This window comes from Luteibacter sp. SG786 (assembly GCF_011759605.1).
Classification (GTDB): domain Bacteria; phylum Pseudomonadota; class Gammaproteobacteria; order Xanthomonadales; family Rhodanobacteraceae; genus Luteibacter.
Genome location: NZ_JAAOYX010000001.1, coordinates 289,341 through 300,892, shown reverse-complemented (window position 1 = coordinate 300,892; position 11,552 = coordinate 289,341). Strand labels below are relative to the sequence as shown.

13 protein-coding genes are annotated in these 11,552 nt (G+C 66.4%); 8 read left to right on the top strand and 5 right to left on the bottom strand.

Going from position 1 to position 11,552, the window contains the following annotated elements:
- Window positions 1–177: 177 nt before the first annotated feature.
- Both FHS47_RS01265 and FHS47_RS01260 read right to left on the bottom strand, forming a co-directional pair.
- Entirely contained in the window at window positions 178–819 is a 642-nt protein-coding gene (locus tag FHS47_RS01265) for a response regulator transcription factor (protein ID WP_045829465.1), read from the bottom strand.
- Window positions 816–2,096, bottom strand: a complete 1,281-nt coding sequence (locus tag FHS47_RS01260) for a sensor histidine kinase (RefSeq protein ID WP_167022036.1) — start codon at window positions 2,094–2,096, stop codon at window positions 816–818. Before FHS47_RS01260 ends, FHS47_RS01265 begins: the two co-directional genes overlap by 4 nt.
- A 191-nt stretch (window positions 2,097–2,287) precedes the next feature.
- Here FHS47_RS01260 and FHS47_RS01255 point away from each other — a divergent pair, with 191 nt between their 5' ends.
- The 5 genes from FHS47_RS01255 to FHS47_RS01235 all read left to right on the top strand — a co-directional run bounded on the left by FHS47_RS01255 (window position 2,288) and on the right by FHS47_RS01235 (window position 5,292).
- Window positions 2,288–2,881, top strand: a complete 594-nt coding sequence (locus tag FHS47_RS01255; protein ID WP_167022034.1) for a GNAT family N-acetyltransferase — start codon at window positions 2,288–2,290, stop codon at window positions 2,879–2,881.
- Entirely contained in the window at window positions 2,878–3,648 is a 771-nt protein-coding gene (gene minC, locus FHS47_RS01250; RefSeq protein WP_167022032.1) for a septum site-determining protein MinC, read from the top strand. The genes FHS47_RS01255 and minC overlap by 4 nt, the downstream gene beginning before the upstream one ends.
- A gap of 30 nt (window positions 3,649–3,678) precedes the next feature.
- The gene (gene minD, locus FHS47_RS01245; protein WP_167022030.1) at window positions 3,679–4,491 is read left to right on the top strand and encodes a septum site-determining protein MinD; all 813 of its coding nucleotides are present in this window, start codon (window positions 3,679–3,681) and stop codon (window positions 4,489–4,491) included.
- A gap of 2 nt (window positions 4,492–4,493) precedes the next feature.
- Window positions 4,494–4,766, top strand: a complete 273-nt coding sequence (gene minE / locus FHS47_RS01240; protein ID WP_167022028.1) for a cell division topological specificity factor MinE — start codon at window positions 4,494–4,496, stop codon at window positions 4,764–4,766.
- Window positions 4,767–4,845: 79 nt separating this feature from the next.
- Window positions 4,846–5,292, top strand: coding sequence for a hypothetical protein (locus FHS47_RS01235; protein WP_343203518.1), 447 nt, complete (start codon window positions 4,846–4,848; stop codon window positions 5,290–5,292).
- A 7-nt stretch (window positions 5,293–5,299) separates the two neighbouring features.
- Here FHS47_RS01235 and FHS47_RS01230 read toward each other — a convergent pair whose 3' ends face one another.
- Window positions 5,300–6,568: a multidrug effflux MFS transporter gene (locus FHS47_RS01230; protein WP_167022024.1), complete on the bottom strand. Its 1,269-nt coding sequence runs from the start codon at window positions 6,566–6,568 to the stop codon at window positions 5,300–5,302.
- Window positions 6,569–6,681: 113 nt separating this feature from the next.
- Here FHS47_RS01230 and crcB point away from each other — a divergent pair, with 113 nt between their 5' ends.
- The 3 genes from crcB (at window position 6,682) to FHS47_RS01215 (ending at window position 8,609) form a co-directional block, all read left to right on the top strand.
- Complete coding sequence (gene crcB / locus FHS47_RS01225; protein ID WP_167022022.1) at window positions 6,682–7,071, top strand: fluoride efflux transporter CrcB; 390 nt, start codon at window positions 6,682–6,684, stop codon at window positions 7,069–7,071.
- A gap of 23 nt (window positions 7,072–7,094) precedes the next feature.
- On the top strand, window positions 7,095–8,219 hold the full coding sequence (cfa, locus tag FHS47_RS01220; protein ID WP_167022020.1) for a cyclopropane fatty acyl phospholipid synthase: 1,125 nt from the start codon (window positions 7,095–7,097) through the stop codon (window positions 8,217–8,219).
- Window positions 8,220–8,399: 180 nt separating this feature from the next.
- Complete coding sequence (locus FHS47_RS01215) at window positions 8,400–8,609, top strand: hypothetical protein (protein ID WP_167022018.1); 210 nt, start codon at window positions 8,400–8,402, stop codon at window positions 8,607–8,609.
- Here the strand turns inward: FHS47_RS01215 and FHS47_RS01210 are convergent.
- A complete protein-coding gene (locus FHS47_RS01210; RefSeq protein WP_167022016.1) occupies window positions 8,584–9,000 on the bottom strand; it encodes a hypothetical protein in 417 nt (138 codons plus the stop codon). The two genes, FHS47_RS01215 and FHS47_RS01210, sit on opposite strands and share 26 nt — an antisense overlap.
- 107 nt (window positions 9,001–9,107) lie before the next feature.
- Window positions 9,108–11,543 (bottom strand): GH92 family glycosyl hydrolase, encoded by a 2,436-nt coding sequence (locus FHS47_RS01205; RefSeq protein ID WP_167022014.1) that lies wholly within the window; start codon window positions 11,541–11,543, stop codon window positions 9,108–9,110.
- Window positions 11,544–11,552 lie beyond the last annotated feature (9 nt).

The following is an 11,552-nucleotide window of genomic DNA, read 5'->3' as shown; positions in this document are numbered from 1 at the left end:
TCGGCCCGTGGCAGGGGTTCGCCCGCGCCGAAAGAGCCGATGGTACTTGCTCGCGGCGGGGAACGCCATTGGGTCGCCTGCCCTTTTTTTCACGGGTGCACAAGCGGATTTTCGGCCAGAGTCGACGGCGTCTCGCCGTCCGGTCAGCCAGGGGTTAGCCTCAAAGGGCCTATTCCCTCAGACAATGCCCAATTCAAGGGCCTTGAGCACCGCACGGGTACGATCGCGGACGCCGAGCTTGGAGAGGATGTTGGAGACGTGATTCTTCACCGTGCCCTCCGCCACGCGCAGGGAATTGGCGATCTCCTTGTTGCTGTAGCCCCCCGACAGCAGACGCAGGATTTCCGTCTCACGCTCGGTGAGCGGGTCCGGTTGCTCCAGGCTCGAGAACTGGTTCTGGATGCGCCCCACCCCTGCCAGTAGCCGCTGGGTGACCATGGGGGCCACCAGGGAGCCGCCCGCCGCGACGGTACGCACGGCCTCGACCAGTTGGTCGAGCGACACGTCCTTCAGCAGGTAGCCACGCGCGCCGGCCTTGAGCCCCGACAGCACGAGCTGGTCGTCGTCGAAGGTGGTCAGGATGATCGTTGGGGGTAGCTCGTTGCGGCCGCCGAGCGCCTGGAGCACTTCCAGGCCGCTCATGTTGGGCATGCGCAGATCGAGCAGCACCACGTCGGGCCGGACCTGGGGAATGGTCTGTACCGCCTGGGCGCCATCGGCGCATTCGGCCACGACGCGGATGTCGCCGGCCAGGTCGAGCAGGGAGCGGATGCCCTGGCGAACCAGGTTCTGATCGTCAACGAGGCAGACGGAGATCATGGAAGATCCTCGGAAGGAACGGAGAGTTTGGCACGCGAAGCGGCTTCAGGCTCGTCGCCGAGGGCCGGATCGAATACCTGACGAGGGGGCGCGTGGGCGAGCGAAGGCTCCTCGCCCAGCGGCAGGCGGGCGGTCAGCGCGAATCCGCCTGCGGGGTCGGTCCGGAAGGACACCGTGCCTCCGAATTCGGCCAGGCGCTCGCGCATGCCGTTCAGGCCGTTGCCAGGCCGGAATTCGCCGCTGCCGCCACCGCGCCCGTCGTCGCGGGCGTCCAGGCACAACTCGTCCGGGCCGGTGTGGCGGAAGGTGAGCCAGAGGTGGCGGGCATTGGCGTGGCGCACGGTGTTGGTCAGGATTTCCTGCACGCAGCGCAGGAGCATCTGGGCCCGGCGCGGGTCCTCCACGCCGAAGCGCGGCGGCACCGTCAGCCGCACCTCCAGGCCCGGCACGCCCTCGGTGAGGCTGCGCAGGGCCTGGGTGAGGTCGATGGCGTCGTCCTGGCGCAGTTCGCTGACGACCTCGCGCACGTCGGAAAGCAGCTGTTTCGCCGTGCTTTGGGCCTTCAGCACGTGCTCGCGCGCGACGTCGTTGGTGAGGTGGCTGGCCACTTCGAGGTTCAGGCTCAGCGCGGTGAGGTGGTGCCCCACCAGGTCGTGCAGGTCGCGGGCGATGCGCATGCGTTCGGCGATGCGCGTGGATTCCGCCAGCAGCGCACGGGTGGCGCGCAGTTCCGAGTTCAGACGGCGCAGTTCCTCCCGCTCTTCGGCCTGCTGGCTTGCGACCATCGAGGCCACGAAGACGAGGGCGGAGAAGCCGAAATAAAGGCAGGCCTGCATCAGGGCGTTGATCAACCCCCAGCCCGGCACCTCGGCGAACACCGGCACCAGGGCCACGTGGGCCACGGCCATCCAGGCGATGCCGAGCGGCAGGCTGACCAGCCAGGGCACGGCCGTGGCCACGATGATCAGCAGCAGGGCGCCCACGCCGCTCTTGCTCAGAACGCCTATGGCCAGCGCAGTACCGGTGAGGATCACCAGCACGGCCACGCGCGTGGCGCCATTCAGCCGGGCCCCCATCTGGTTGGTCAGCAGCCAGTACACCAGCCCGAAGACCAGGTAGCAGGCGGTCCAGGCCAGCAGCGGCATGTCGCCGATCGCGCCCGGGCCGCTACCGGCCCGCTGCATGGACAGCGGCAGGCCCGCGCACAGGAACACGAAGTACGTGGCGTAGCGCAGCAGGCGGACAAGACGGACGTGGATGAACTCGGCTTTGTACATGCTCGCATCATAGGCCTTCGCGCGGCCCGCACCACCTGACTGAAGTCACGTGCGCGCAAGCGGCAAACGTCGGCTTTTACAACGGTTTTATATGTAAGGATCGCTCCACCGCGCGACCGGGGCATGCCATAATGCCGGGCATTGCGACGGCCCGGGGGTCGTCTTCCCACGAACCACAAGCGGAGCATTGAATGGCCCTTGCCATCCGCGACGTGCGCGAGCACGACCTGGATGCCGTGCTGGCACTCAACAATGAGGCAGGCACGGGCATCCTCGCCACGGATCTCGACCGCCTGCGCCACCTTTACGACATCGCGCACTACTTCCGCGTGGCGGAGCAGGACGGCCAGATCCTCGGTTTCCTTATCGCCATGCGTCCGGACGCCCAGTACGGCAGCCAGAATTTCCGCTGGTTCCGCGACCATTACGAAAGCTTCGTGTACATCGACCGCATCGTCATCGCATCGCAATCGCGCGGCCATGGCCTGGGGCGGATCTTCTATTGCGACGTGCAAAGCTATGCCGAGGTACGCGTGCCACTCTTGACCTGCGAGGTGTTCCTCGAACCCCGCAACGACCAGACCGTGCTTTTCCACGGCACCATGGGCTTCCAGGAAGTGGGACAGCAGAAGATGGACGAAGGCCCGAAAGTGAGCCTCCTGGCCCGCGAACTTCCCAGCTTCCCGTTCGTGCTCGAGCGCTACCTCGAACACGGCGGCCTGCCCGACGTTGCGTGGCTCGCAGAACGGCACCGCCCCGTGAACGGCATGGGAGCCCGCGCATGAACGCTCGCGCCGAATCCCTCGAAGCCGCGTGCGACCTGCGCTTCGGCCAGGTTGGCATCGCGTGCGTGCGCGTGCGCCGTGTCGACGCCGCCGCGCTGGTGGAGGAACTGGAACGCCGCGTGCGCTCCGCGCCCCAGATGTTCTCGCGGGCGGCGGTGGTGCTCGACCTTTCGCACCTGCCCAAGCTGCCCGACGACGGCATGGTCGATGCCCTGCTCGAGGCCATTCGCAGCGCCGGCATGCTGCCCGTCGGCATCGCCTACGGCACCAGCGAAACGGAAGCCCTGGCCGAACGCATGGGTCTTCCCCTCATCGCCAAGTTCCGCGCCCAGTACGAACCCGCCCAGGGCGAGGCGACAACGGCACCGGCACCGCCGCGGCAGGAGCCCGTGCGCGCCGCCGCCGTTCCGGACGAGCCGGCCGAATCGAGCGGCACCGTCACGGCGCAACACCATTCGGGCAGCACTGTGCGCTCGGGCCAGCAGGTGTACGCACGCGACCGCGACCTCGTGGTCACGGCGGGTGTCGCCAATGGCGCCGAGGTGATCGCCGACGGCTCCATCCACATTTACGGCAGCCTGCGCGGCCGCGCCATGGCCGGCGCGCAGGGTGACGAATCCGCACGCATCTTCTGCTCCGACTTCCGCGCCGAACTGGTGGCGATCGCCGGGCACTATCGCGTGTTCGAAGACATGCCCAGGGAATTCGAAGGCCAGCCCGTGCAGTGCTGGCTCGACAATGGAAAACTCATGATCGCGCGACTCTAACCAGCGCATTGCAGCACTCGGAGACATCACTTGACTGAAATTATCGTCGTCACCTCCGGCAAAGGCGGAGTCGGCAAGACCACCACCAGCGCCTCCCTCGCGACCGGCCTCGCCTTGCAGGGCAAGAAGGTCGCCGTCATCGACTTCGACGTCGGCCTGCGCAACCTCGACCTGATCATGGGATGCGAGCGGCGCGTGGTGTACGACTTCGTCAACGTCGTGCACGGCGAAGCCACGCTCAAGCAGGCGCTGATCAAGGACAAACGGCACGAGAAACTGTTCGTGCTGGCCGCCTCCCAGACCCGCGACAAGGACGCCCTCACCCAGGAAGGCGTCGAGAAGGTACTCGACGAACTGGCGAAGGAAGAATTCGACTACGTCGTCTGCGACTCCCCTGCCGGCATCGAGAAGGGCGCTCACCTGGCGATGTACTTCGCCGACCACGCCGTGGTCGTCGTCAACCCGGAGGTCTCTTCGGTGCGCGACTCCGACCGCATCCTCGGCCTTCTGGCAAGCAAGACGCGCCGTGCCGAAAAGGGCGAGTCACCGATCAAGCAGCATCTGCTGCTCACCCGCTACAACCCCAATCGCGTCGAAGCGGGCGAGATGCTGAGCGTGAAGGACGTCGAGGAAATCCTCGGCATTTCCGTCGTCGGCGTCATTCCGGAATCGGAGAACGTGCTCGCCGCGTCCAACGCCGGCGTGCCGGTGATCCTCGACGACGACTCGAACGCCGGCGCAGCCTACAAGGACACCGTGGCCCGCATTCTCGGCGAAGAGCGTCCCCTCCGTTTCCTCGAGCCGGTCAAGAAGGGCTTCCTCAAGCGCGTCTTCGGAGGTTGAGCATGGGTATCCTCGATTTCCTGAAGCGCAAACCCGAGCCGAGCGCAGGCGTCGCCAAGGAACGCCTGCGCATCATCGTCGCCCAGGAGCGCTCGACGCGCGGCGGGCCCGACTACCTGCCGCTGCTGCGCAACGAGCTGCTCGAAGTCATCCGCAAGTACGTCAACGTTGACGTCGAGGCCGTGAACATCAACCTCGAACGCGACAGCGGCCACGAGGTGCTGGAACTCTCCGTGGCACTGCCGGACGGCAAGCCGGCCACCTCGGCGAGCTGAATCCATGGGCGGGAGCGTGAGTCACTCGGTCCCTGCCTTCGCAGGGACGGCGACGGCTTCCAGCGATCCCGCCGACGCGGTGCTGCGCGTGGGCGAGATCGGCTTCGATGCGCCGCGCGCCCTTCTCGCCCGGCACGGCCTGACCCTCGTGACCGTCGCCGACGGCGAAGCCATTCCCGGAAGTTTCTGGGGCGACACCGAAGCCGGCATCATCGGCACGACGGTGTATGCCCGCGCCGACACGCCCGTGCATTCGCTGTTGCACGAAGCCTGCCACCTCATCGTCCTTCCCGAGGACAAGCGTGCACTCGTGCACACGGATGCCACCGATTCCATCGAGGAAGAGGACGCCACCTGCTACCTGCAGATCGTCCTCGCGGATGCCTTGCCGGGAGTGGGTTCCACGAGGCTGATGGAGGACATGGACCGCTGGGGCTACACCTATCGGCTCGGCTCCACGCGTGCCTGGTTCGAGCAGGATGCCACCGAGGCGCGGGCATTCCTGATCGATCGCGGGTTGCTTTAGCCCGCGATCAGCCCGGCTCGTTGCGCTCGACCTGCGATACGACGCTCGTCGCGGCGCCAGCCTTCTCGGCGGCCAGGCGCCGGCGCTCCAGGCGCGCATACCATACCCACCCGCATAATCCGAGCGAGCACATGGCGGTAGCGCCGAGGGCCAGGGTAAGCATGCTGCCGGACAGCGCCGGCGACAGCACGCCGGCCACAAGCGCGGTCATGAGCAGACTGAAGAAGGCCTGCACCGATGACACGCCGCCGCGTTGTTCCGGAAAGCGGTCGAGCAGCAGCAGGGTCAGCGTCGGGAAGGCCAACTGCACGCCACAGCCGTAGAGCGCCAGCGGCAGCGTGGACCAGGGCACGTGCGGCGTATCCAGCGTCAGCGAAAGAACCAGACTGATCGCGCACGACGAGAGCATGGCTGCGTAGCCCCAGCTCACCGTGCGCGCCGCGCTCACCCTGCCCGCCGCACGGCCCGAGATGAACGCGCCCGAGACCATGCCCGTCACGACCGGAACGAACAGCCATGGGAAGCCGTCGACGCCAAGGTGCAGATGATGGCGGATCACCTGCGGCGCTGAGGCGATATAGAGGAACAGGCCGGAAAAATTGACCGAACTGGAAATGGCGAGCGGCCAGAACGGTAGGTCGCGGCCGATGCGCATGTAACCGGCGAGCAACGGGCGCGGCCTGAACACTGTGCGCCTCGTGGCCGGATGCGACTCCGTCAGGAAGAACGACACGCCCAGCGTGAGCACCAGCGTGAAGCCGGACAGCGCCCAGAAGATGCCGCGCCAGCCGTCGATGCCCAGAAGCCATGCGCCCACAATGGGCGCCATGGCGGGAGCGACGCCGAAAATCATCATCACCTTCGACATCATGCGCTGGGCTTCCTCCCCATGCATCGTGTCTCGGACCACGGCGCGCCCCACCACAATGCCCGCGCCGCCGCACACCCCCTGCAGCACGCGGCAGCCCAGCAGGAAGGCGAAGCTCGGCGCCAGCGCGGCACCCACCGACGCCACCGTGTAGATGGCCATCGCGATGACGATGACAGGCTTGCGCCCGTAAGCGTCCGACAGCGCGCCATGAAAGAGGCTCATGGCTGCATAGGCCAGCAGGTACACGCTGAGCAACTGCTGCAGGGCCACGTCGCCCACCGCGAAGTCGCGGCCAATGTCGGGAAAGCCCGGGAAGATGGCGTCGATGGAGAACGGCCCGATCATCGACAGGGCCGCGAGCAACAGGGGGAGATGGCGACGCGGGTCGCGGGTCGCGAACGACATGGCGCGGCTGGGCCGTGGGGAGGAGGGTCAGGCAGTATAGCCGCAGGGTATGGCGCTCGCCGTCGGACGGCCTGCGGGGCATAATCGCTCCATCGATCGTTCGTGGGGGTAACGTGGGCTACACCGGTTTCCTGGCCGTCGGCCTCGGTGGCATGCTGGGTTGCTGGCTTCGCTGGTGGCTGGCGGTCGCCTTCAATCCTCTGTTCCCGACGCTTCCCCTCGGCACCCTTGCGGCCAACCTGACGGGCGGTCTGCTGATGGGCGTGACCCTCGGGGTGTTCGACCATTTCCAGACGCTGCCGGTCGAAGTGCGCCTGCTCGTCGCCACCGGGTTCCTCGGCGGCCTCACCACGTTCTCCACCTTTTCGGCCGAAGCCTCCGCATTGCTGCTGCGTCAGCAGTACGCCTGGTTCGCGGCGCACGTGTCGGTCAACCTGGCCGGGTCCATCGCCATGACGATCGCTGGCCTGGCGATCACGCGTGGGGTACTGCGGCACTTCTGAGGATCACAAGGAATCTTTACTCGATGAGCCACGATTCTTCTTCCCTCAAGGCCCGCGCGCAGGAACTGCTGGAACATGCCGGCGTCACCATCGGCGGCAGCCGCCCCACCGACCTCGTCATCCACGACGAACGCACCTACGCGCGTGTTTTCGCGCATGGCTCGCTGGGACTCGGCGAGTCCTACATGGACGGCTGGTGGGACGTGGTCGACATGCCCGGCTTTTTCACGAAGGTTCTGTCGTCGCACCTGGACGAATCGCTGCGCACGCTCGACACGTTGATCGCACACCTCAAGGCCCGTTTTCTCAACATGCAGCGCGGCGAGCACGCCTGGGAGGTGGGCCGCCAGCATTACGACCTGGGCAACGACCTGTTCGAGGCCATGCTCGGCAAGCGCCTCGTGTATTCGTGCGGCTATTGGGCGCAGGCGCAGAACCTCGACGATGCCCAGGAAGCCAAGCTCGACCTCATCTGTCGCAAGCTCCGGTTGAAACCCGGCCAGCGCATCCTCGACATCGGTTGCGGGTGGGGCGAGGCGCTGAAATTCGCCGCGGAACGCTATGGGGTCAGCGGTGTGGGCGTCACCATTTCGCGAGAACAGGCGGCCTTCGCGCAGGATCTGTGCAAGGACCTGCCCATCGAGATTCGCCTTCAGGACTACCGAGAACTCGACGAGCGATTCGACGCCATCCTTTCCGTGGGCATGTTCGAACACGTGGGGGGAAAGAACTACCGCAGCTGGTTCGAGGTGGCGCGGCGCTGCCTGCAACCGGGCGGCCTGGTGGTGCTCCACAGCATCGGCAGCAACGCCACTCCCGGCAGGCCCGACCCCTGGATCGAGAAGTACATCTTCCCTAACTCGGTCATTCCGGCCATGAGCCAGGTAGCCGCTGCGCTGGAAGGCCTTTTCGTGGTCGAGGACTGGCACAACTTCGGCGCGGACTACGACCGTACGCTGATGGCATGGCGCGACAACTTCGACGCCGCGTGGCCGCGCCTCTCGGCCCGCTATGACGAACGGTTCCGCCGCATGTGGCACTTCTACCTCGGCTGCTCGGCGGGCGTCTTCCGCAGCCGGCGCGACCAGCTCTGGCAGCTCACCCTTTCCCCCGAGGGCGTGCCGGGCGGGTACCGCGTACCGCGCTGACTGCCGGGGCGCTTTCACGGCGTTGCCGGAACCTGCTCACCCGTCCAGGCCCACGCCGGCGATCCTGGGGACGCATGAAAGCGCCCTCCGCGGAGATTCCTGGCTGGGGACAGCACTTTCCTCCGTGGCCGGCTAAAATGCGGCTCCAGTCACTCGAACATTCACCAGGGAATTGAAGGCGTGCAGCAACGTAATTTCGCCGTGTCGGTGGTCCAGCCCGGCGGCAAGGTCGCCATCGAAATCGAGTTCAACGAGAAGGTTCACGGCCTCTCGGGCGACACCCTGTGGCTGTCCCTGGAGGAAAACACCTCCCTGGAAGACGCCGAGGCGCTGCGTGCGCTGCTCGAGCGCGTGGCTCACCGCATCACGGTGACGAACGTACGCTCCTGACCGCATCGGCCGCGCCCTTCACGGCCACCGGCAGGGGCACCAAGCGTGGCATGAGCCGGTAATGGTTCACGCCATGGAGTTTCCCGCAACCCAGACACCGGCGTGCCATGCCAAGCCCATGCCTCGCCGCGCGTGGCGGGGCCAACAGACAGCCGCACACATAGCAGCCCGGGATCGCGCCGCGATCCCACAGCCGTAGCCTGACCGTCTGGACGCCGGCGATGGCCAGTGCGAGCGCGATCCCCGCGGCAAAAGCCCACGCGGGCAGGTTCGAATAGAGCGACAGCGTGCCCAGGCCGCCCGGCGCCGGCTGCACGGCCTTGAGGGCGGCGGCGCCGATGGCACCGCCGGCCAGTGCCAGCCCCGCAGGCAGATACAGCCGAAAATACATACGCCCCACGTACGACATGTCACCACCCCCCATCCCTGCCGGGTCCTCCCGGCCGGGGCAGAGTGTCGCCATCGGGGTCTATCGCTCGTGAACGTGCCGATTCCGGCTTACGCCTTGGCCTGCTCCCCGAACGACGGCGGGCGGTCCGCCGGCGCCTTGCCGAAATTCGGGTTGGGCGTATCGCCCATCACGAAGCTGAGCGTGCCGCCGGCGGCGAGTTCCTTGTGCGGTATCCAGCTCTTCGTCCATGGCTTGCCGTTCCAGGTCACCGACTGGATATAGGCGCGACCGGGGCCGTTGTCCTTCGTCTCGACGACCAGGGTGCGGCCGTTGCCCACCTGTACTTCCGCGCGATCCAGGATCGGGCTGCCGAACACATAGTTCGTGCTCACCGGATCGACAGAATAAAGGCCCATGGCGCTCAGGACGTACCAGGCGCTCATCTGGCCGCAGTCCTCGTTGCCGGCAAGGCCGTCGGGCTCGGGCAGGTACATGGTCTCCAGGAGCATGCGCACGCGCGCCTGCGTCTTGTGGTGCGAGCCGGTGTACGCATAGAGATAGGGCACGTGGTGGCCCGGCTCGTTGCCGAACGCGTACTGGCCGATCAGGCCCGCGATGTCCGGCGGCGCGTTGTCCGGCAGGATGGGCTCGGCGTTGAACAGACCGTCGAGTTTCTTCTCGAAGGCCTCTTCCCCACCGAAGAGCGCCATGTAGTTGTAGAGGTCGTGCTGGTTCAGGAACGTCGCCTGCCAGGCGTTGGATTCGGTGAAATCGCGCCACCGGTCCGAATGGCCGATGGAGACCGGATCGAACGGTTCGATCCACGTGCCGTCTTCCGCACGGGGACGAACGAATTGCGTGTTCTTGTCGAACACGTTGGCGTAGTTTTTCGACTGCTTGCGCAGTGCCGCGGCATCGTCGGCATGGCCCAGCGCATCGGCCATGTGCGCCACCGCCCAGTCGTCGTACGCGTATTCGAGCGTCTTGCTCACGGCCTCGCCTTCCTTGTCGCTGGGAATGAAGCCCAGCTTGCGGTAGTAGGTGAGCCCGAAATAATCGTCCTGCATGGCGCGGCGGCGGAAGACAGGCCAGGCTTTCGCGTAATCGATGCCGGCAAAGCCCTTCGCCTGCGCCTCGGCCACCACGACAGCGGAGTGGTAGCCGATCATGCAGACCGTCTCGATACCTTGCAGGGGCCACACGGGCGCACCGCTGGGGCTTTCCACCGCATTGCGCACGATGCCGTCCACGAGGTCGGGCACACGGTCGGACTGGTAGAGCGTGAGCAACGGGTGCTCGGCGCGATAGGTGTCCCACAGCGAATAGGTGCTGTAGTTGTGCCGCCCTTGCGGCAGCGTGTGCACCGCCTTGTCCATGCCGCGGTAACGCCCGTCGATGTCGCTGAAGACGGTGGGCGCCAGCATGGTGTGGTACAGCGAACTGTAGAACGTGCGCTTGATCTTGTCGGACGTGGAGTCGATGCGGATCTTCGAGAGCTCGCGCTCCCACTCCGCCTCGGCCGAGGCGCGAATGCCGTCGAAGTCCCAAGCCGGCATTTCGCCGTCGAGATTGCGCATGGCGCCGTCGATATCCACGCCGGAGATGCCCACCTTCACGAGCAGGGGTTCCGACGAGGCCTTGTCGAAATGCAGCGCGGCCTTCAGGTGGTCGCCCTTGGCGGTGGTGCTTCCCTTGGGCAGCGCCTTGTCCTCCGAGTAGAAGGTGGCGCTCGCTATCGGCCGGGATACCTTCATGGCGAAGTAGATGACGCGCCCGCTGGCCCACTGCCACACGCGACGGCCGCCCACGAGCGTGTCGTTGCCGACCAGGGTAAGTTCGGCGTCGGTCACCTTCGCCGGCTTGTCCATCGCGTCGGCGAAGCCGTGCGTGAGGTCGATGAGCAGGTGCGCGTCGCCGTCCTTGCCGAAGGTGTAGCGATGCATGCCGGCGCGGAGCGTGGCCGTCAGCTCGGCGAGGATGTCAAAGCGGGTGAGCTTGGCGCGGTAATACCCGGGATGGGCCTGCTCGCCGGTGTAGTGCGAGCGGTAGCCCTTCACGCCGGTCTTGTAGCCCTTCGGCGCCTTGTCGCCGCTCATCTTCTGCGCGTCGAAGCGCGACACGTAGTTCACGCCGTCATAGTCGCGATCGCCCGGCTGCAGCAGCACCGGGCCCATCGATGGCATGACCAGGAAGTCGAGCATGTCGGACGCGCCGGTGCCCGACAGGTGGGTGTGCGAGAAGCCCATGATCGAGCCATCGCCCTGGTGGTACCCCGAGGAGCCGTCCCACTGCGCGTTGTACGTGTCGGGGCTGAGCTGCACCATGCCGAACGGCCGCGTCGCACCGGGATAGGTGTGACCGTGGCCGCCCGTGCCGACGAAAACGTCGACGTAACGCAGCACACCCGCCCCGGCGGTGCCGCCGCCGGGTGCGGGTGTCTTGAGGCCTTCCTGCACACCATCGGCCAGCGCGGAGAGGGAGCCGAGCTGACCAATGGCCGTGACGGCGGCCATCCCTTGCAGAAAACGTCGACGGGTAACCATGCATTCGCT